The sequence below is a fragment of the Brevibacterium sp. BRM-1 genome, from assembly GCF_026802075.1.
GTDB classification, from domain to species: domain Bacteria; phylum Actinomycetota; class Actinomycetes; order Actinomycetales; family Brevibacteriaceae; genus Brevibacterium; species Brevibacterium rongguiense.
On the sequence record NZ_CP113788.1, the window covers coordinates 132759 to 151699 of the forward strand.

The following is an 18941-nucleotide window of genomic DNA, read 5'->3' on the forward strand; positions in this document are numbered from 1 at the left end:
CCGCCCGCCTCCCAGTGGTGACGGCGCGCCCGCCTCGGTAGGCTTCAGGTGCCGCGCCACCCGTGCGGCGGGCGCGCCGCCGGGCGGGCCGCAGACAGGGAGGTCCGTGTGGGCGCAGCGCCGAGGGGCGAGGGCCGGGAGGCCGCCCAGGCCCGCCGAGAGACCGCGGCCGACCGCCGCGAGTGGGCTGCGATGTGCAGGCACGTGCGCGAGCCCACGATGTGGGGCATTCCGCTCCGCCTCTTCCTCGCGGCCCTCGCGCTTGGCCTCCTGCTGCCCCTGGCCGATCGCGTCCTGGCCCCGCTGACGGCCTACCCGCCCCTCGACGCGGGCGCCGTGGGCTCGCTGCTCGGCATCATCTCCGGGGCCATGGTCACGCTCGCAGGCCTGGTCTTCAGCGCGCTGACGGCGGCCATGAGCCTGGGCGTGACCGCCCTGTCGGTGCGCATCTCCCCGGTCTTCCAGGGCGATCGCGTCATCCAGTGGGGGCTGGGCTGCTTCGTGGGCACGTTCGCGTATGCGCTGCTCGTCGCGCTCTCCATCGCCATGCGCGGTCAGGCGTACCGGCCGTGGGCCTCGACCCTCGTGGCGGTCATCATCACGACGGGCTGCGGCATCATGTTCATCGCCGTGGTCGTGCGCGTGTGCCGCCTGCTCAACCCCGGCGGCCTGCTGCGCCACCTCGCCGCCGAGGGGCCCGAGGCCTCGCGCTACGACCCCGCCCGCTTCCACACCCGCGCCGCGGAGCTGGCCACGGGCACCGCGGCCGGCGGCCATGCGGTGCGGCGGCGCAGGCGCACGCCGCGCGGGGACGTAGTGCTGGCCGTCAACATCCCGCGCCTGCTCGACTGCGAGGACGCCTGGGGCATGCGCATCGAGCTCGTCCCGAGCCTGGGCACCCCCGTGCCGGTGGGAGGCCTGCTGTTCCGCACGAGCGCGCCGGCCAGTCGCGCGCAGTGCCGCACCCTCGAGTCCGTCCTGGCGTTCGGCGACGTGCTCTCGCCCGCCAGCGGCCCCTTCGGCGCGATCCGCGCCATGGTCGACATCGCGCTCAAGGCGCTCTCGCCCGCCGTCAACGACCCCAGCCGGGCCGTCCAGGCACTCGACGAGATCGAGGACATCCTCGCCGAGCTCGCCCCGGACATCGCGGCGCGCGAGGCGCTGCTCGCCGCCCACCCCGACGCCTCCGTCCTGCGCGACTGGACCCGCAGCTGGGACGACTACGTGGCCGCGGCCACGGACGAGATCCGCCAGTACGGCACCGGCAGCGTGCAGATCCAGCGCCGCCTGCGGGCGCTCTTCGACACGCTGGCCGCGCAGTGCGAGCCCGGGCAGCGGGGGGCGCTGGCCGAGCGCCGCGCCGCCCTCGACCGCGGGCTCGAGCGGTGGTGGGCCGATCCGCTCGATCGCAGGCTCGCCGGGTGCGCCGACCCGCAGGGGCTGGGCCGGGCCGCCGGGACCGCCGAGGCCCCGCCGGCCTGAGCGCTGCCGCTCAGCCCCGCCCCGACTCGGGTGCACCGCCCGTGGCCGCCCACACCTCGCGCCACTTCGCCGCCAGCGTGTCGGCGGTCTCGTGGGCGTTGAGGCCGCTGGGGTTCGGCAGCGCCCACAGCGGCACATCGTGCGGCCAGCCGGGCACCCAGGGCACACCGTCGTCGGCTGCGGCCGGCTGCCGGCCGAGCACCGCCGCGGGCCGGTCGAAGGCCGTGCGGAAGGCGGTGATGCCCACGATCGCCACGGCGCCGGGCCGCAGCACGGCCGTCCGCCGGGCCAGCCGCTGCCCGCCCGCGCGCAGCTCCGCGGGCTTCAGCTGGGCGGCGCGGGCCGTGGTGCGGCCCACGAGGTTGGCGATGCCGATGCCGCGCTCGGCGAGCAGGCGCTCGTCGGCCGGGCTCAGCCCGCGCGAGGCATCGACGGTGCACGGCAGGATGCCCGCCGCCGCGAGCGAGGGCCAGAAGCGGTTGCCGGGCCGGGCGAAGGGCGCGTTCACCGCGGTCGTCCACGGGCTCGGGTTGATGCCCACGATGAGCAGGCGGACCCGGCCCGCGGACTGCGCGTCGTCCGGCAGCGGGAGCACATCGTCGCGGACCGGCCCCTCGGCCGCCGCGGCGAGCTGCGCGGGAGTGGGCCGCGCGCCGCCCAGCGGCGAGGGCCGCCGCCAGGGCCGCCAGCGCGCGGGGAGACCGGATTCGGGGCCGAGGGGAGCGGGAGGCGACATGCCAACCAGCCTAGGCGCGCCTCGGGAGCGGTCTCAGATGAGGCCGTGCTCCTCGAGCAGCTGGCCGATCTCCCCGTGCTCGAGCCTGCCGCGCAGGTAGCCGCGCAGCGCCGCCGGCCCGGGCATCTCGACCTTCTTGCCGTCGCGCATCCGGGCCGAGGCCTCGAGCAGCGCGCGCACGTCGTATGTGGAGCCCCAGGTCTCCGGCACGCCGCGCTCCACGTCGAGGAGCTCGTAGACGGCCTCCATGCCCGTGCGCACCGAGTACTCGGTCGTGAAGATCGTGTCCCGGCCGGTCTCCGCGAATTGGCCGAGGAACGCGAAGTTCTGCGCGCCCTCCGGCACCACCTGCGGGCGATCGCCGGCGCGACGGGGCATGAAGAAGCTCGTGACGTAGGGCATCATGACCGGCACGCACCGGGCGCCGGTCGCCGCGAGCTCCGGGATCTCCTCGACGGGCACGCCCAGGTGGTAGAGCCACTCCTGGGTGATCTCCTCGCCGGTGCACTGCGCCAGCGGCTTCTTCACGTAGTCGCCCTCGACATCGACGAACAGGCCGTAGACCCACACGACGATCTGGTCGGCCGGCTGCTTCTTGAAGTGCGGCTGGCGGTTGACCGTCCAGCTCAGCAGCCACTTCGAGTCCTCCGCGGTGACGATGCCGCCGGTGACCACGCGGCCGCTGAACGGATCGCGCTGGGCGATGCGCTCGATGTAGGCGGGGATGCGCTCGTCGAGGGTCGTGACGGTGGCCGATTCCCACTTCGTCTCCTCGATCGAGGAGCAGAACACCTCGGGCCGGCCGAAGGCGGGGTCCTTCTTCGCGATGCGCTTCCACAGGTCCCAGGCCGGTGCCGGGCCCTCGTTGAGGGCTGCGGGCGTGTGGTGGTCCCCGTCGTCGGAGTTGTCGACGAGCGAGCCGATCGTGAGGAGCGCGAGGTCGTGCTCGCCCAGCTCGATCGTCTCCTCGGCGCCGGCGCGGCGGCAGTGGAGGGCCGTCGCCCGGATCTCCCCGCTGCGGTGGGCGAAGTCCACATCGAGGACCTCGGTGCCGGACTGGAAGACGACGCCGTGCTCGGTGAGGTAGTGCATGAGCGGCAGCACGAAGGACTCGTACTGGTTGTACTTCGTGAACTTCAGCGCCGTGAAGTCCGGCAGCCCGCCGATGTGGTGGATGAAGCGGTGGAGGTAGAGCTTGAATTCGAGCGCCGAGTGCCACTCCTCGAAGGCGAACATCGTCCGCCAGTACATCCAGAACGGGGAGTCGAGGAACTCGCGGCCCATCACCTCGTCGATGCGCTTGCCCTCCATCTCGGAGCGCTCGGCGAGAAAGATCTTCAACAGGTCCTTCTGCGCCCGCTTCGGCAGGTCGAAGCGGCCCTCGTGGCCCGCGTCCTCGCCCTGGCGCACGGTGGCGCGACGCAGCGAGTAGTTGGGGTCGTCCTTGTTGAGCCAGTAGAACTCGTCGAGCACGGAGGCGCCGTCGATCTCGAGTGAGGGGATGGAGCGCATCATGTCCCACAGGCACTCCATGTGGTTCTCCAGCTCGCGGCCGCCGCGGATGACGAAGCCCTTCTCCGGGACGTCCAGGCCGTCGAGCGCGCCACCGGCGATGTCGCCCTTCTCGAGGATCGTGACGTTGGCGCCGGGGACCCCGGCGTCGCGGATGAGGAAGACGGCCGCCGCGAGCCCGGCCAGGCCGCTGCCGACGATGTACGCCTTCGTCTCCTGCGCGTGGCGTGCGGGGCGGGGGCGCGCGAATGCCTCGTAGTTGCCTGCCGTGTGCTCCATGGTCCGTCCTTCCCGATGCGTGCCGAACGGGGCTCATCCGGCCTCAATATTGAGTGTACTCAATTTTGAGTGGACTACAATCGCAGCATGACGACGATTGAGGGGGCCGCGGCGGCAGGGACATCGCCCACGACGGGGCGGGAGCCGCCGGCACCGGGCAGGCGCGAGCGGGCCAAGGCGGACAAGCGCGCCCGGATCCTCGCCGCGGCGCGCGCGCTCTTCGAGGAGCGCGGCTTCGAGGCCACCTTGATGAGCGAGGTGGCCCGGGCCGCGGACGTGGCCCAGGGGACCGTCTTCCAGCACGCGGCGACGAAGGCGGAGCTGCTCATGATGGTCACGGCGGCGCTCTGGGGCGGGCACGAGGAGGCGCAGGCCGCGGCACCGCGACCTGGGCGCGGCGTACCCGGCGCATCCGGCACCCGTCTGGCGGCGGGGGAGACCGCGGGGCAGATCGCGGACCTCATCTCGCCGTTCGTCGCCGCCATGCGCCGCTGGCCCGAGCCCACGACGTGGGTCGCCCGCGAGATCCTCTTCGGCGCGGACATGCCGCACCGTCAGCAGGTGCTCGCCCACGTGGAGGCGCTCGAGGACCAGATCGCCGCCCGGCTGCGGGGGGCGGAGGAAGCAGATCGGGAAGACAGGCAAGCGGCCCAGCCCGGCTCCCGCACCGATGCCGCGGCGACCGGTGCCCGCCTCATCGTCACCGGCGTGCTCGTCGAGCTCAACCGCTCCCGGCAGGGGCGCATCGACGGCGAGGACATCGATGTGGTCCTGCGCCGGCTCATCGACCTCGTGGTGGCCGGGGCGTCAGCCGCTCGGTGACCCGGAAGCCGTCGCCGGCCGGTAACGGCTCGATGCCCCACCGCACGGCCGGCAGGAGCGTGCCCGCCAGCGCAGGCGCGCCCCGCAGAAGAGGTGCGAATGCGAGGCCCGCAGCACCGGCCCGGCCTCAACCGCGGGGTCCTCGCTGGCCCCGGTGCTGCGCGCCATCGCCTCAGTCGCGCCGCTCGGCCCGGTGCACCGCGCGCTCGAGTTCGGCCTTGTCCATCGAAGACCTGCCCTCGATGCCGTGGCGCTTGGCGTCGGCGTACAGCTGGTCGCGGGTGCGGCCCTGGGGGCCCTCGTGCGAGTGCTGGCCCCCGCGCTTCGACGGGGACATGTCCTGCGTCGAGGTGCGCGAGGCGTCCTTCGCCTCGCCCTCCTGGGCGCGCTCCTTGTTCACGGTGCGCGCGGCGATCTCCTCCGCGGTGTCCTCGGAGCGGCCGCGCTGCTCGAGGCTGTCGCGGATGTGCTCGTACTGCCGCTCGCGCTTGTCACTCCACGGCTGCTGGGGCATGGCCGCTCCCTTCCCGCTGGCCGGCGCGCTCAGCGCCCGGCGAGCTCCTGGGCCTTCTTCTCGATCTCCGGCTCGCCGGCGGCGCTCAGGTCGATGTCGCCCACCGCGATGACGTGCGCGTGGAGCGGGTGGCTGCCCTTCTCCAGGTACTCCGCGAACGCCTGCGCGGCATTGGACTTGCCGGTGCCGTGGCCCAGCAGCACGAAGTCGCGGCCCGCGGCGTCCCTATTGAGGTCCGCGACGAGGTCGTCGAAGAAGCGCTTGAGGTCGTTCTCGTCGTCCCGGCCGGTCTTCTTCTCCACCGTGCGCATGTGGTGGCCGCGCGAGTCCGGGTTCTTCTCGTGCTCGTGCGCGTCGACCTCCACGTCGTGGGCGCTGAGGTCGAAGTCGTAGAACCGCGCGTCCTCCTCCGTCAGCGTGACGACGAACAGGCGGCCGGTGCCCTCGGTCGACTCGTGCTTCGCGAAGAGGTGGCGGGCGTGCTCGATGTCCTCGATGCCCACGAGGCCGTCGTGCTGGCGGCGGAAGACCTGGCGGTGGCCGTTCATATCGACGGCCAGGCGGTCCCCGGACTCCTGCTCGACACGGTCCGCGTAGTTCTCCCACATCGTGATGAAGTGGGTCCACTCGATATCGCGCGGGGCGGGGCTTGCGAGGATGCGCTCCTTGGTCTTCTCCGCGTGATCGCTCATGGGTTCCTCCTTGGGTGTGCGGGCCCGTGGGCCCGTGGGTGGCCGGTGTTCGTCTCCGACCCTAGTCCGCGCCGGCGGCGGCGTCACTCCCGCACATCGGGCGCTTCCTGGGTGAGGGGCAGGCCCGCGGCGGCCCAGGCCTCGAAGCCGCCGTCGATGTCCGCGGCCCGGTGCAGGCCCATCTGGCGCAGGCTGAAGGCCGCCAGTGCGGAGGAGTAGCCGTGGCGGCACACGATGATCCAGCGCTGATCGCGGCTGCGCGCCTCCGGAATGCGCCACGCGAACCCGGGGTCCAGGCGCCACGGCAGCACCGTGAGGTCGATGACGAGAGCACCGGGGATGTGGGCGGCGCCGCGCCGGTGGGCCTCCGTGCGGACGTCGACGATGAGGGCGCCCGCACCCTGCTCCGCCAGGGCCTCCTGCGGGCTGAGCCGCTCGATGCCGGCCCGCGCCCGCGCGAGCAGGGCCATGGCACCCGGGGCGGTGGGCTCGGAGGTGCCCGCCGCGGGCGATGCGGGCGGTGAGTCGTTCGCTGCCATCCCGGCACCGTACACCCCGCCCCCGCCCGCGGTGCTCCCACTCCTTCCGAAAAGCGCGGGGTGCCCACCGGCCCCCGTAGCCTTGCCCCATGTCCGAGAAGCCCCCGAGCGCGGTGATCCGCCGGCGCCGCCTCATCGCCGCCTGCGCCGCGGTCTGCGCGCTCCTCCTCGTGGCCGCCGGAGTGCTGTGGGCCGCGGTCGCCCGCGGAGCCGGGCCCGGGGATGCGGAGGCCGAGCCGGAACAGCTCGCGGCGCCGAGCGCCTCGGCGCCCACCGGGCTGTCCACCCACGCGGCCGACGGGGTGCCGGAGAAGGGCAGCGGCCGGTGGGCCGCGCTGGGGGAGACGAAGCGGGCCAATGCGCAGGGCCGCGCTTTCCCCGTCTTCATCCGCGTCGAGGACGGCCTGCCGATCGACGCACAGGAGGCCGCGTCGTTCATCATGACGACGCTGCAGGACCGCCGCGGCTGGCAGCGCCTCGACCACGTGGCGTTCGCGCAGGTCAGCAGCCAGTCCAAGGCCAAGGTCACGATCAACATCGCCGCGCCGTCGACCGTCGACAGGCTGTGCGCGCCCGCCACAACCGACGGGGAGCTGTCCTGCCGCAACGGCGACAACGTCGTGTTCAATGCCCGACGCTGGCTCGCCGCGACCCCCGAGTTCGACAGCCTGGCCCAGTACCGGACCTACCTCGTCAGCCACGAGGTGGGCCACGCCCTGGGGCACGGCCACGAGAAGTGCCCCGGCAGGGGCCGGCTCGCACCCGTCATGCAGCAGCAGTCGATCTCCCTCCAGGGCTGCCGGGCGAACGGGTGGCCCGCGCAGCGCTGAGGTGCCTACAGTGAGCGGATGGACATCCGCATCGAGCCAGGCGACATCACGCAGATCGACACGGACGCGGTCGTCAACGCCGCGAACTCGACGCTGCTGGGCGGCGGCGGCGTGGACGGCGCCATCCACCGCCGCGGCGGCCCGGAGATCCTCGCCGCCTGCAAGGAGCTGCGCGCCACCGCCTACCCCGACGGCCTGCCCACCGGCCAGGCCGTCGCCACGACGGCGGGGAAGCTGCCGGCCCGCTGGGTCATCCACACGGTGGGCCCGGTCTTCGCCAAGAAGGAGGACCGCTCAGACCTCCTCGCCGACTGCTACCGCAATGCGCTGTTGGCCGCCGCGGAGGTGGGGGCGGAGTCGATCGCCTTCCCCGCCATCTCCGCGGGCATCTACGGCTGGCCGATGGACGACGCCGCGCGGATCGCCGTGGAGACCGTCCGCGCCACCGCGCCGCAGGTGGAGGGCACGGTCCGCGAGGTCGTCTTCGTGCCGTTCGGCGCCTCCGCCGAGGCCGCCTTCCGGGCTCAGCTCGACGCGTAGCCGCCCGCGCGTGTGGGATGATTGCACCATGGCTGACAAGGACATCCAGACGACCATCAACGAACTCGTCGAGCGCGAGCAGGAGCTGCGCCAGGCGGTGCAGGACGGCACGCTCTCGCCGGAGCAGGAGACCTCCGAGCTCAAGGGCATCGAGGTCCAGCTCGACCGCTGCTGGGACCTGCTGCGCCAGCGCCGGGCCCGCCGCGAGTTCGGCGAGAACCCGGACGGGGCCCGTGAGCGCTCGGCGGCCGAGGTCGAGGACTACCGCAGCTGAGCGCCCCGAGCGCCCGCAGCCGCACGCGCGGAATACTGCGCGCCCAGCGGTGTTGTGCCAGGCAGCCCATTGATGCGAGCACAGGAGGTTGCCATGGCTGAGAAGAAGGCCGTCATCGTCGGCGGACACGGCAAGATCGCGCTGCTGAGCGCGCCCAAGCTGGCCGAGGCCGGCTGGAGCGTCGACTCGCTCATCCGCAAGCCCGAGCAGTCGGCCGATGTCGAGGCGGCCCAGGCCACCCCCGTCGTGCTCGACATCGAGACCGCCACAGTCGAGGACCTGCAGGCCGCCTTCGCGGGCGCCGCCGCGGTCGTCTTCTCCGCGGGCGCCGGCGGTGGGTCGCCCGAGCGCACCCACGCCGTCGACTACGAGGGCGCCGTGCGCTCGATGGACGCCGCACGCGCCGCGGGCGTCGAGCGGTTCGTCATCGTCTCCTACTCCCGAGCAGGCGTCGACGTCGACTCCCTGAGCGAGGACGACTCGTTCTACCCCTACGCCAAGGCCAAGCACGACGCGGACGCGCGCCTGAAGGAGACCGAGCTCGACTACACGATCCTGGGCCCGGGGATGCTCACGCTCGAGCCCGGCACCGGCCGGATCGCACTGGCCGATGCCCAGGGCGAGCCGGAGCAGGACGTGAAGAAGGAGACGTCGCGCGACAACGTCGCCGCCGTCATCGCCTACGTCCTCGATTCGGGGGCCGCCAGTCGTCGGACCGTGAACTTCTACGACGGAGACACGCCCATCGCCGAGGCGCTGGCCGAGTGAGGCACCGGGCGCAGCGCCAGGCCGCGGTGCGCCGCACGCAGTGCTGAGCCGCTTCCGGTTCTCCACCCGCTGGCACTTCGCCGCCGCCCCCGCCGAGGTGTGGGCGGCACTCGCGGACCTGGCCGCCTGGCCGCAGTGGTGGCCGGGCATCGCCGTGTCCCAGCCGCTGGCCGCGGGCGATGCCCGCGGCCTCGGCCGCACGGCCGCGCTCACCGTGCGCACCCCATTGGGCGCCGACCTGCGCTTCGAGCTCACCGCCTCCGCGGTGCGAGCGCCGGAGGCGGCCGTGCTGCGCGCCGTCGGCGACCTGAGCGGCACCGCCCGGGTGCGCCTGCGCGCGGTGCCGGCCACCGCCTCGGGCTCCGTGTGCGCGACCCGCGTCGACCTGCGCTGGGACGTGGAGTCCGACCGGGTCCTCCTGGCGCTGGCCCGGCCGGCGGCACGGCTGTCCCACGGCCGGGTGATGGCCGCCGGGCAGCGGGGACTGGCCGGGCTGCTCAGCGCTCGGTGAGGCCGCGCAGCTCCACCTTGCGGACCTTGCCGGAGGCGTTGCGCGGCAGCGCGTCGACGATGTGGAGCTCGCGGGGGATCTTGAAGTGCGCCAGGCGCCCCTCGAGCCAGGCGCGCAGCTCCTCGATGCCCAGCGAGTGCCCCTCGCGCAGCACGACGCCGGCCGCCGGCACCTCGCCCCAGCGCTCATCGGGCCGGCCCCAGACGGCGGCCTCGAGCACGGCCGGGTGGGCGAAGAGCTCGTTCTCCACCTCCGTGCAGTAGATGTTCTCCCCACCGGAGATGATCATGTCCTTGACCCGGTCGACGACCCAGACATAGCCGTCGGCGTCCTGGCGCACGAGGTCGCCGGAGTGGAACCAGCCCCCAGCGAACGCCTCCGCTGTTGCGTCCGGGCGCCGCCAGTAGCCGCGCATGAGCGTGGGCCCGCGGTAGACGATCTCGCCCACCTCGCCCGGCGCCACGTCCTCCATCGCGGGATCCACCACGCGCGCGGCGATCCACGGGATGGGCCGGCCCACCGAGCCGATCCGCTCGAGCGCCTCCTCCCCGCGCAGCACGCAGGTCACCGGCGACATCTCCGTCTGCCCGAAGGCCGCGACGATGAGCGCCTGGGGAAACGTCTCGGCCATGAGCCGCAGCAGGGTGGGGGAGGCGGGTGCGGCGCCCCAGCTGATGGTGCGCAGCCGCAGGCGGCGCTCGCGCACGCCGGGCACGGCGCAGATCGCCTGCCACTGCTGCGGCACGTTGAACGCGGTCGTCGCACCCTCCCGCTCGTACGCCTCGACCACCGCGACGGGGTCGAACGTGCCCAGCGGGTGGAGGACCACCCGCACGCGGTTGACGATCGCCGCGATGAGGTTCGCGGTCCCGGCGATGTGGAACAGCGGCGCGGAGAGGTACATGACATCGTCGGCGCTCGGCGGCTCGGAGGTCAGCTGCGAGGTGCGCACCTGGGCGAGCATGTTGAGGTGGTCGAGCATCGCGCCCTTGGGGCGGCCGGTGGTGCCCGAGGTGTACATGATGAGCGCGGTGGCGTCCTCGGCCACGTCCGGCGCGGCGAATCCCTCGGTGCCCTGGGCGACGAGGGCGGGCCACGCGGCGTCCTCGCCTCCGCCGGCCGCCGCCTCCGGCGCGGCGTCGAGCCACACGACCTCGCGCAGCCGGCCGGTGAGCCCGCGCACCGCGTCGACGGCGGGCGCGAAGACGGCATCGGCCAGCAGCAGGTCCGCATCCGCATCGTCGACGATGTAGGCGATCTCCGGCGGCGCGAGGCGCACGTTGATGGGCACCGCGATGGCCCCGAGCGCGTGGATGGCCAGCAGCGCCTCCACGTACTCCGGCCGGTTGAGCCCGAGCAGGAGGACGCGGTCGCCGGGGCCCACCCCGCGCCTGCTCAGCGCGGCCGCTCCTGCCTCCATCGCCGCCGCCAGGCCGCTCCAGGTCGTGTCCGCGCCCTCGAACCGCACGGCCACGCCATCCGGTTCCACCGCGGCGTGGAGGCGCAGGAGGTTCATCCAGTGCCCGCGGCGCAGGGCGGCGGGAATCGTGCCGTCGGCCGCGAGGCCTGCCTCGGCGGGGTCGTGGGTCGGGGCGGGGGAGGCGACCATGCGAGCTCCTTTGCTCTGCTGGGAGTGCTGTGCTGCTGGGAGTGCTGTATCGCCGGGATCGTGCGGCCGGCTGTGCGCCGGCCCGGTCAGGAGCCCTTGGGCCAATCCTCGGGGGCATCGGCACCGCCAAGGACCACGTGCTCCGAGGCGCCCGGCAGGTCCGTCCACGAGTCCTGCGGGCGGTAGCCCAGCTCGAGCATCGTGTCGGTCATGTCCCAGCGCCGATTCGGGTTGTCGGAGATCGCGTAGAACGCACCGCACGACGCATCCGCCTCGAGGGCTGCGCGGAAGACGCGCACCATGTCCGCGGGCGAGAGCCACATGGCGCGCAGCACGTCCACGTCGGTGGCCAGCGGGTTCTCCGACATCCAGCCGATCCGCAGCGCGATGAACTCGAGCCCGTAGGCGTCGTGGTAGTACCGCCCGAGCGCCTCGCCGAAGATCTTCGAGACGCCGTAGAGCGAATCGCCGCGCGGCACCTGGCTGGCGTAGACCGGCCACTGCTCGAACCGGTCGTACATCCCCATCGCGTGATTGGACGAGGCGTAGACGATCCGCGGCACACCGGAGCGCCGGGCGGCTTCGAAGACGTTGCGCGAGCCCACGATGTTCGCGTCGAGCACGGCCTCCCACTCGGACTCCGGGGAGGCGGCACCGGCGAGGTGGACGACGGCGTCGACGCCGTCCATGATCCTGCACAGCGCCTCGAGGTCGGCCAGGTCGGCCACCCGCAGGTCCTCGCGGCCCTCCTGGTGTGAGTGCGCGTGGCGGATGACGCGGTAGTCCGCGTCGAGGGCCGCGGCGAGCACGGAGCCCACGCCGCCCGTGGCGCCGGTGATGAGGACGGTCTTCGCAGCGGTCATCGCCCCATTGTGGCACCCGGGGCGGGCTGCGCGCTCAGAGTTCTGCGGAGGCTCCCATGACGATCGTGCGCGAACCCGGCAGGTGCAGCGCCTGGGTCCGGTTCGTCGAGGCCTTCTCCAGGACCCGGAAGAGGAACTTCTGCCAGCGCGGCATGCACGTGTCCTCGCCCGGCTCGATGCGGAAGACGGAGAGCACGTAGCGCGCATCCGAGGCGTCGAAGTCGAGCTCGGCGCTGCGGCCCACCGCCTGTCGCAGGGCGCGGGGGACGTCCTGGGAGTCGTTGAAGCCCACCCGGTAGTACACGTGGACGATGCCGTCGCCGGGCCGGCCCAGGTCGGTGATGACGACGCGGCTCTCGCGGCGCACGTGCGGCACGCCCAGGTGCTTGATCGTGAGGATGACGACGTGCTCGTGGAGGACGTGGTTGAACTCCACGTTGCGGCGCAGGGCCAGCGGCGCGGTCGTCGGATCGCCGTGCGGGTAGACCGCGACGCCCGGGACGCGGGAGATGCCGCGCTCGTGGACCTCCTCGACGAAGTCGTCGATGGGCCCCTCCATGTCCGCACGGCGGCCGAACATGATCCGCGAGCCGCGCAGCCAGGTGGTCATGACGACGATGATGACGCTGGCGATGAGCAGGGGCAGCCAGCCGCCGGAGGCCACCTTGACGACGTTGGCCGCGAAGAGGGAGAGCTCGACCCCGCCGATCACGGCGCCCACCGCGATGACGGCGGCGAGGTTCCACTTCCACACCGCCTGCGCGAGCAGCAGGAAGAGCGAGAGCTCGAGGATGAGCGTGCCGGTGACGGACAGGCCGTAGGCCGAGGCAAGGGCCTCCGAGGACTTGAACGACAGGATGAGTGCGAGGACGCCCAGGAACAGGCCCGCGTTGACGGCGGGCATGTAGATCTGCCCGCCCTCGCGCCTGGAGGTCTGGATGACCTTGAGGCGCGGGAGCAGGGAGAGCCGGGTGGCCTGGCGGGAGACGGAGAAGGCCCCGGAGATGACCGCCTGGGAGGCGATGACGGTGGCGCACGTGGCCAGCACCACGAGCGGGATGCGCGCCCAGTCCGGGGCGAGGTGGAAGAACGGGTTGTCGATCGCATCCGGGTGCCGCAGGATCATGGCCCCCTGGCCGAAGTAGTTGAGCAGCAGCGCCGGGCAGATGAGGCAGAACCAGGCGAGCATGATGGGGCGGCGGCCGAAGTGGCCCATGTCCGCGTACAGCGCCTCGACGCCGGTGACGGAGAGCACCACCGCGCCGATCGCGATGAACGCGACGAACGGGCGGTCGATGGCGAAGGCGAGCGCGTACGTGGGCGAGACCGCGCGCAGGATCGAGGGGTTGGCCACGATCTGGGGCACGCCGAGTGCCGCGATGACGACGAACCAGGCGATCATGATGGGCCCGAACGCCCGGCCGATGAACCCGGTGCCCCAGCGCTGGACGGCGAAGAGCGCGGTGAGGACGACGATGGCGGCCGGGACGACGTACTCGGCGAAGGCGGGGTTGGCCACCTCGAGGCCCTCGATCGAGCTCATGACGGAGATCGCGGGGGTGATGAGCGAGTCGCCGTAGAACAGGGAGGCGCCGATGACGGCGAGGATGAGCGCCGCGGAGGCCCGGCTCGAGCGCTTGCCGAGCTTGCGGCCGATGAGCGCGGCCAGCGAGAGGATGCCGCCCTCGCCCTGGTTGTCGGCGCGCAGGATGAGGCCCACGTAGGTGAACGAGACGATGAGCATGATGCACCACAGCACCATCGAGATGACGCCCAGGACGTCCTGCTCGCTGGGGTCGACGGAGTTGTGGTGGACGCTGAAGACCGTCTGCAGCGAGTACAGCGGGGACGTGCCGATGTCGCCGAAGACCACGCCCATGGCCCCGATGATGAGGACGAGGAGCGGCGAGGTGTGCCGGGGGTGGTCCTCCGGAGCGCCCACGGCGTCGAGGCCGGCGGTGCTGCAGCCCGCGCGGGCGGGCGGGGCCTGTGCTGCGCCTGCCGCCGAGGTCTCCGTGGGCGGGGCCTGTGCCGCCTGGGCCGCCGGGGTCGCCTGCGCTGGGTCCGGTGCGGGCGGCTGGTCGGCCGCCGCCGGTTCGGCGGGGGCGGTGTTCGCTCCCGAGGCATCCATCGGGTCGGTGCCCGAATCAGTACTCACGATGCGTGATCATGTCACCGCGGGGGGCCATTTTCAATTGCGGGCGTCGATGGGGGTCCGCGGGACCTGTGGTGCTCGCCCGCGCGGCGGCGGCGTCCAGAGCGCGGTGTTCGGAGCGCGGCGCTCAGAGTGCGGTGCCCAGGGACAGGCCCGCCGCCGCCGCGGCCGTGCCCGCCACCAGGACGCCCAGGCCGTTCGCGGCGCTCGCGCGCCAGCGCCCCTCCTGCAGGAGGCGCACCGTCTCGACGCACGCGGTGGAGAACGTCGTGAAGCCGCCCAGGAAGCCTGTGCCCAGCACGGCCGTGAGCGCGGGTGCGTGCCACGCGGCGGCCGCGCCGGAGGCGGCGAGGCCCGCGAGCGCGCCCAGGGCGAATGAGCCGGACACGTTGATGAGGACGGTGCCCCAGGGCAGCGCGCCAGCCAGCCGCGAGCGGCCCTCGCTCGTCAGGCGGGCGCGGATCGCACCGTCGAGGGCGAAGCGCGCCACCGCCCCGCAGCCGCCCGCCAGCGCGGTGAGCGCGAACAGCAGGGTGGTCACGGCTGCCCCCCGCCCGGGCCGCCGGCGCCCCCTGTTCGTTCCGTGGCGTCGGTGCGGCGGCGGTGCAGGGCGGCGGCGCAGGCGATGCCCGCGAACGCGGCCGCGAGGCCGGCCAGGACGCTGCCGAGGCCGTAGGCCAGGCCCGCGAGCACCTCGGCGGGGCTGGCAGCGCCCAACAGGGCCGCGGTGTCTGCGCTCAGGGCGCTGTAGGTGGTGAAGCTGCCGATGAGGCCGGTGCCCAGCCCCAGGCGCGCCGCGCGGCGGGACCCCTCGTCGGGGCCGCGCAGCGCCAGCGCCTCGAGCAGCCAGCCGAGCGCGAAGGCGCCCACGAGGTTGGCGGTGAGGATCGCGAGCGGGACGCGGCCCAGGTGGGGCACGGCCAGGGTGAGCCCGGCGCGCAGCGCGGTGCCAGCAGCGCCCCCCGCGAAGACAAGCGCGAGGAAGCGCAGCCGCAGGTGGGGTGGGCGCACGGACCCGCTCACGGCGCGCCCCACTGCCCGTCGCCCCACTGCCCGCCGCCCCACTGGTCACCGGCGAGGGCCCGCGCCAGGTGCCGGGCCGTCGGCGCGGCCTGCGCTCCGGCTCCCACGGCGGCGAGCTCGGCCGGGGTGCCCGCGAAGACCACCCGGCCGCCGGCGGCCCCGGCGCCGGGGCCCAGGTCGATGACCCAGTCCGCGTGGGCGATGACGGCCTGGTGGTGCTCGACGACGATGACGGAGCGGCCCGCGTCGACGAGGTCGTGGAGGAGGGCGAGCAGGCCCCCGATATCGGCCAGGTGGAGCCCGCTCGTGGGCTCGTCGAGGATGAGGACGGCGGCGTCGGAGGCCAGCTGGACGGCGAGCCTGAGGCGCTGGCGCTCGCCGCCGGACAGGGAGTTCAGCGGCTGGCCCACCCGCACGTAGCCCAGCCCCACCCGGACGAGGCGCTCGAGGATGCGCACAGCGGCCGGCACCCCCGGTGCGAGGTCGCGGGCCCAGGCCAGCGCCTCGGCGGCGGGCAGCGCGAGCACCTGGGCGATGCTGAGGCCGCCCAGCTCGTAGGCGAGGACCTCGGGCCGGTAGCGCAGCCCCTCGCACTCCTCGCAGACGGTGGCCACCTGGGACATGAGCGCGAGGTCCGTGACGACGACCCCGGCGCCCCCGCACACGGGGCAGGCGCCCTCGGAATTGGCGCTGAAGAGCGCGGCCTTCACGCCGTTGGCCTTGGCGAACGCCTTGCGCAGGGGCTCGAGCAGGCCCGTGTACGTGGCGGGATTGGACCGCCGCGAGCCCGTGAGGGGGCTCTGGTCGAGCAGTTCGGCGCGCCCGCGGGCGGGCCCGGCGAGCGCCTCGGCGATGAGCGAGCTCTTGCCGGAGCCCGCGACGCCGGTGACGGCGACGAGCGCGCCCAGGGGGAGGTCGACGTCGACGTCGGCGAGGTTGTGCGCGCGAGCGCCGCGCACCTCGATGGCGCCCTGCGGTGCCCGGACCCGGTCCTTGAGCCGGACTGCGGTGTGGAGGCTGCGCCCGGTGGGGGTGTCCGAGGCCGCGAGCCGTTCGGGGGTGCCCTCGAAGCAGATCCGGCCGCCGTCCGGCCCGGCGCCGGGCCCCAGCTCGACGCAGTGGTCCGCGGCGGCGATGATCTCCGGCCGGTGCTCGACGACGAGCACGGTGCTGCCGTGGTCGCGCAGGCGCAGCAGCAGGGCACCCAGCGCCTCGATGTCGGCCGGGTGCAGGCCCGCGGTGGGCTCGTCGAAGACGTACGTGACATCGGTGAGGGCCGAGCCCAGGTGGCGGACCATCTTCGTGCGCTGGGCCTCGCCGCCGGAGAGCGTCGCGGTGGGGCGGTCGAGGGAGAGGTAACCCAGCCCGATCTCGCGGAACGCCGTGAGCAGCTCGCCGAGTGCGGCCAGCAGGGGGGCGGCCTGCGGCGCGTCGAGCGCGGCGATCCAGTCGGCCAGGTCGGTCAGCTGCATGGCCGCGAGGTCGCCGATGCTGCGCCCGGCGATGAGCGAGGTGCGGGCCGACTCGGCCAGGCGCGTGCCGGCGCAGTCCGGGCAGGTGCGGTAGGTGACCGCGCGGTCGACGAACGCGCGGATGTGGGGCTGCATGGCCGCCCGGTCCTTGGCGAGCATGGAGCCGCGCAGGCGGGGGATGAGGCCCTCGTAGGTCATGTTGATGCCCGCGATCTTCATCCGCGTGGCCTCCTTGTACAGGAGGTCGTGGCGCTGGCGGTCCGTGTAGTCGCGGATGGGGCGGTCCGGGTCGACGAGACCCGATTCGGCGTAGAGGCGGTGGTTCCAGCCGCCCGCGGTGTAGCCGGGGACGGTGAGTGCGCCGTCGTTGAGCGAGCGGGTCTCGTCGAAGAGCTCCGCGAGGTCGAGGTCGGTCACCGAGCCCATGCCCTCGCAGCGCGGGCACATGCCGCCGGTGCGGTTGTACGTCGTCTTCGTGGCCCGCGGGGCCTCCCCGCGCTTGACGGTCATGGCGCCCGAGGCGCTGACCGAGGCGACGTTGAACGAGTAGGCGCCGGGCCCACCGATGTGGGGCTCTGCCAGGCGGGAGTAGAGCACGCGCAGGTAGGCCAGCGCGTCCGTGGCCGTGCCCACGGTGGAGCGGGGGTTGGCGGCCATGGGCTCCTGGTCGACCGCGATGGCGGTGGTGAGCCCGCCCAGCGCGTCGACGTCCGGGCGGTCGAGATTGGGCATGAGCCCCTGCAGGAACGCGCTGTAGGTCTCGTTGATGAGCCGCTGCGATTCGGCCGCGATCGTGCCGAAGACCAGCGAGCTCTTGCCGGAGCCGGAGACCCCCGTGACGACCGTGAGCCTGCGCTTGGGCAGCGACAGGCTCACGGAGTCGAGGTTGTTCACCCGGGCCCCGGACACCGTGATGGCGTCATGGGAATCGGCGGGGTGCATGGGGCCATGGTAGCGGGGGCGCCGGGGCCGCCCGCGGTGTGCGTCAGTTGGGCGCGTGCACCCCCGAGCCCTTGGGGCCGTAGTCGGTGGAGAAGCCGTAGGCGCGCCGCTCGAGCTCCGGCAGCCCGGTGTTCGAGGTGGCGGAGACGTACTGCTTGACCGAGCCGGCGAACGGCTTGTCGCTCGCATTGTTGCCGTAGGCGTCCGTGTACCACGTGGTGAGCCCGCCCGCGTTGGCCACGGTCGTGTTGTGGACGTAGACATCGCGCTGGGCGCCGTTGAAGGGGCTCGCGGGGTCCTGCTGCTCGAGCGGCCCGTCCATCGTCGACCACGGGTAGGCCTTGGTCGCCGAGGTGTAGAGGCTGGCCGTGGGCACGCCGTCCGAGCCGCTGCCGACCTGGGAGGGGTTGCGCACGCCGAACCACGGGTCGAAGCTCGCCTTCGCCTTCCCATCGGGCCCGGTGATGGTGCTCTCCGCCTGCCAGTTCTCGTAGACGCCCCACACGTCGGAGGAGGCCTTGGGGCCGGACTGCACGTACTTCTGCACGCAGTCCGTGTTCGGGATGAGACGCTTGCCGGCCTTCGAGGCCGGCAGCTGGGAGCCGGTGGTCTTCACGATCGTGTCCGAGCAGTTCTCCTGGAACTGATTGGGCTGGCCGAAGAGGGCGAGGGTGTCGACCATGAGCTCGGTGCCGTCGGAGCAGCGCGCGGCGTAGAGGAGCTCGTGGGCGTTGTTCTTCAGCGCATCCGATGAGTGCGAGCCCTGGTGCATCTTCATGAGGTAGCTGCACACGATCGGCTTGCCGTCGGCGCCCTTCGCGCATCCCGTGCGGTCGGCGCGCAGCTGCTTGACGTCGTTGCGCACGATGACCTTCTGGCCGGGGTCGTCCTCGTGCCGGTGGGGGAGCACCCCGCCGGCTGCGAGGTCAGTCTGGGCGGCCGCGTAGCCGAAGGGGATGCCGTTCGTCTCGCCGCCGAGCTTGCCGATGACCCACTGGTAGATCTTCGAGGTCTTCGGGTCGTCTCCGTGCTCGTGGCCGAAGGTGCAGCGTTCCCCCGTGGCCGGGTCGGTCACGCTGCTGGGGTGCCAGCCCTCGTACTTCATGCCGTCGGGCGCGATGACCTGGTAGGAGTCGTGGAGCTGCGCCGAGCACGTGTCGTACTGCGTGGGCTTCCAGGAGCCCGCGTGGGGCGAGGTGGGGTGCTCGCCGGCGGGTGCACTCGTGGTCGCCGCGGTTGCGCTGGGAGTGCTGGTGGCTGTGGTGGCGGGGTGGGTGTGGCCCGTGCTCGCCGAGGCCGGCGCGGTCAGACCCGCCAGGGCCAGCGCGAGCGCCGCGGCTGCTGCCGTGCGCCGTGAGCGGTTGCGCGATGTCATGCG

General features: G+C 73.3%; 19 protein-coding genes. 7 read left to right on the plus strand and 12 right to left on the minus strand.

Annotation, left to right across the window (positions count from 1 at the left end; translation table 11 throughout):
• Positions 1-108 precede the first annotated feature (108 nt).
• Entirely contained in the window at positions 109-1482 is a 1374-nt protein-coding gene (locus BRM1_RS00590) for a DUF2254 family protein (protein WP_268527079.1), read from the plus strand.
• 10 nt (positions 1483-1492) lie between these two features.
• Here the strand turns inward: BRM1_RS00590 and BRM1_RS00595 are convergent, their stop codons facing one another.
• Both BRM1_RS00595 and BRM1_RS00600 read right to left on the minus strand, forming a co-directional pair.
• Positions 1493-2218 (minus strand): mismatch-specific DNA-glycosylase, encoded by a 726-nt coding sequence (locus BRM1_RS00595; protein WP_268527082.1) that lies wholly within the window; start codon positions 2216-2218, stop codon positions 1493-1495.
• A 33-nt stretch (positions 2219-2251) separates the two neighbouring features.
• Entirely contained in the window at positions 2252-4009 is a 1758-nt protein-coding gene (locus BRM1_RS00600; RefSeq protein WP_268527085.1) for an oleate hydratase, read from the minus strand.
• 87 nt (positions 4010-4096) lie between these two features.
• Between BRM1_RS00600 and BRM1_RS00605 the strand changes: the two genes are divergently transcribed.
• Positions 4097-4831 (plus strand): TetR/AcrR family transcriptional regulator, encoded by a 735-nt coding sequence (locus BRM1_RS00605; protein ID WP_268527088.1) that lies wholly within the window; start codon positions 4097-4099, stop codon positions 4829-4831.
• 172 nt (positions 4832-5003) lie between these two features.
• On the opposite strand, the gene BRM1_RS00610 is transcribed toward BRM1_RS00605, so the two are convergent.
• The 3 genes from BRM1_RS00610 to BRM1_RS00620 all read right to left on the minus strand — a co-directional run bounded on the left by BRM1_RS00610 (position 5004) and on the right by BRM1_RS00620 (position 6576).
• Complete coding sequence (locus BRM1_RS00610) at positions 5004-5345, minus strand: plasmid stabilization protein (protein ID WP_268527090.1); 342 nt, start codon at positions 5343-5345, stop codon at positions 5004-5006.
• A 29-nt stretch (positions 5346-5374) separates the two neighbouring features.
• Positions 5375-6037 (minus strand): hypothetical protein, encoded by a 663-nt coding sequence (locus BRM1_RS00615; protein WP_268527093.1) that lies wholly within the window; start codon positions 6035-6037, stop codon positions 5375-5377.
• Between the two features lie 83 nt (positions 6038-6120).
• Positions 6121-6576: a rhodanese-like domain-containing protein gene (locus BRM1_RS00620; RefSeq protein WP_268527096.1), complete on the minus strand. Its 456-nt coding sequence runs from the start codon at positions 6574-6576 to the stop codon at positions 6121-6123.
• An 89-nt stretch (positions 6577-6665) separates the two neighbouring features.
• Between BRM1_RS00620 and BRM1_RS00625 the strand changes: the two genes are divergently transcribed.
• The 5 genes from BRM1_RS00625 to BRM1_RS00645 all read left to right on the plus strand — a co-directional run bounded on the left by BRM1_RS00625 (position 6666) and on the right by BRM1_RS00645 (position 9499).
• On the plus strand, positions 6666-7406 hold the full coding sequence (locus tag BRM1_RS00625; protein ID WP_160953234.1) for a DUF3152 domain-containing protein: 741 nt from the start codon (positions 6666-6668) through the stop codon (positions 7404-7406).
• A gap of 18 nt (positions 7407-7424) precedes the next feature.
• A complete protein-coding gene (locus BRM1_RS00630) occupies positions 7425-7946 on the plus strand; it encodes an O-acetyl-ADP-ribose deacetylase (RefSeq protein ID WP_268527098.1) in 522 nt (173 codons plus the stop codon).
• A gap of 28 nt (positions 7947-7974) precedes the next feature.
• Entirely contained in the window at positions 7975-8220 is a 246-nt protein-coding gene (locus BRM1_RS00635; protein WP_160953236.1) for a DUF2630 family protein, read from the plus strand.
• A gap of 93 nt (positions 8221-8313) precedes the next feature.
• Complete coding sequence (locus tag BRM1_RS00640; RefSeq protein WP_160953237.1) at positions 8314-8988, plus strand: NAD(P)H-binding protein; 675 nt, start codon at positions 8314-8316, stop codon at positions 8986-8988.
• Positions 8989-9028: 40 nt separating this feature from the next.
• Positions 9029-9499, plus strand: a complete 471-nt coding sequence (locus BRM1_RS00645; protein WP_160953238.1) for an SRPBCC family protein — start codon at positions 9029-9031, stop codon at positions 9497-9499.
• On the opposite strand, the gene BRM1_RS00650 is transcribed toward BRM1_RS00645, so the two are convergent.
• The 7 genes from BRM1_RS00650 to BRM1_RS00680 form a co-directional block, all read right to left on the minus strand.
• Positions 9486-11108 carry a long-chain-fatty-acid--CoA ligase gene (locus tag BRM1_RS00650; RefSeq protein ID WP_268527105.1) on the minus strand — a complete coding sequence of 541 codons (1623 nt, stop codon included), beginning with the start codon at positions 11106-11108 and terminating at the stop codon, positions 9486-9488. The two genes, BRM1_RS00645 and BRM1_RS00650, sit on opposite strands and share 14 nt — an antisense overlap.
• Before the next feature lie 86 nt (positions 11109-11194).
• The gene (locus BRM1_RS00655; protein WP_160953240.1) at positions 11195-11971 is read right to left on the minus strand and encodes an NAD-dependent epimerase/dehydratase family protein; all 777 of its coding nucleotides are present in this window, start codon (positions 11969-11971) and stop codon (positions 11195-11197) included.
• Positions 11972-12005: 34 nt separating this feature from the next.
• The gene (locus BRM1_RS00660; protein ID WP_268527111.1) at positions 12006-14129 is read right to left on the minus strand and encodes a potassium transporter Kup; all 2124 of its coding nucleotides are present in this window, start codon (positions 14127-14129) and stop codon (positions 12006-12008) included.
• Positions 14130-14253: 124 nt separating this feature from the next.
• Positions 14254-14667, minus strand: coding sequence for a fluoride efflux transporter FluC (locus tag BRM1_RS00665; RefSeq protein ID WP_268527114.1), 414 nt, complete (start codon positions 14665-14667; stop codon positions 14254-14256).
• Complete coding sequence (locus BRM1_RS00670) at positions 14664-15149, minus strand: fluoride efflux transporter FluC (RefSeq protein WP_268527117.1); 486 nt, start codon at positions 15147-15149, stop codon at positions 14664-14666. Before BRM1_RS00670 ends, BRM1_RS00665 begins: the two co-directional genes overlap by 4 nt.
• Complete coding sequence (locus BRM1_RS00675; RefSeq protein WP_268527119.1) at positions 15146-17563, minus strand: excinuclease ABC subunit UvrA; 2418 nt, start codon at positions 17561-17563, stop codon at positions 15146-15148. The genes BRM1_RS00670 and BRM1_RS00675 overlap by 4 nt, the downstream gene beginning before the upstream one ends.
• A 43-nt stretch (positions 17564-17606) precedes the next feature.
• Positions 17607-18938 carry a hypothetical protein gene (locus BRM1_RS00680; protein ID WP_268527122.1) on the minus strand — a complete coding sequence of 444 codons (1332 nt, stop codon included), beginning with the start codon at positions 18936-18938 and terminating at the stop codon, positions 17607-17609.
• Positions 18939-18941 lie beyond the last annotated feature (3 nt).

Coding starts and splice junctions, on each gene's coding strand:
- BRM1_RS00595 (WP_268527082.1), bottom strand. CDS start 2,218: ATGTCGCCTCCCGCTCCCCTCGGCCCCGAATCCGGTCTCCCCGCGCGC.
- BRM1_RS00600 (WP_268527085.1), bottom strand. CDS start 4,009: ATGGAGCACACGGCAGGCAACTACGAGGCATTCGCGCGCCCCCGCCCC.
- BRM1_RS00605 (WP_268527088.1), top strand. CDS start 4,097: ATGACGACGATTGAGGGGGCCGCGGCGGCAGGGACATCGCCCACGACG.
- BRM1_RS00610 (WP_268527090.1), bottom strand. CDS start 5,345: ATGCCCCAGCAGCCGTGGAGTGACAAGCGCGAGCGGCAGTACGAGCAC.
- BRM1_RS00615 (WP_268527093.1), bottom strand. CDS start 6,037: ATGAGCGATCACGCGGAGAAGACCAAGGAGCGCATCCTCGCAAGCCCC.
- BRM1_RS00620 (WP_268527096.1), bottom strand. CDS start 6,576: ATGGCAGCGAACGACTCACCGCCCGCATCGCCCGCGGCGGGCACCTCC.
- BRM1_RS00625 (WP_160953234.1), top strand. CDS start 6,666: ATGTCCGAGAAGCCCCCGAGCGCGGTGATCCGCCGGCGCCGCCTCATC.
- BRM1_RS00630 (WP_268527098.1), top strand. CDS start 7,425: ATGGACATCCGCATCGAGCCAGGCGACATCACGCAGATCGACACGGAC.
- BRM1_RS00635 (WP_160953236.1), top strand. CDS start 7,975: ATGGCTGACAAGGACATCCAGACGACCATCAACGAACTCGTCGAGCGC.
- BRM1_RS00640 (WP_160953237.1), top strand. CDS start 8,314: ATGGCTGAGAAGAAGGCCGTCATCGTCGGCGGACACGGCAAGATCGCG.
- BRM1_RS00650 (WP_268527105.1), bottom strand. CDS start 11,108: ATGGTCGCCTCCCCCGCCCCGACCCACGACCCCGCCGAGGCAGGCCTC.
- BRM1_RS00655 (WP_160953240.1), bottom strand. CDS start 11,971: ATGACCGCTGCGAAGACCGTCCTCATCACCGGCGCCACGGGCGGCGTG.
- BRM1_RS00675 (WP_268527119.1), bottom strand. CDS start 17,563: ATGCACCCCGCCGATTCCCATGACGCCATCACGGTGTCCGGGGCCCGG.
- BRM1_RS00680 (WP_268527122.1), bottom strand. CDS start 18,938: ATGACATCGCGCAACCGCTCACGGCGCACGGCAGCAGCCGCGGCGCTC.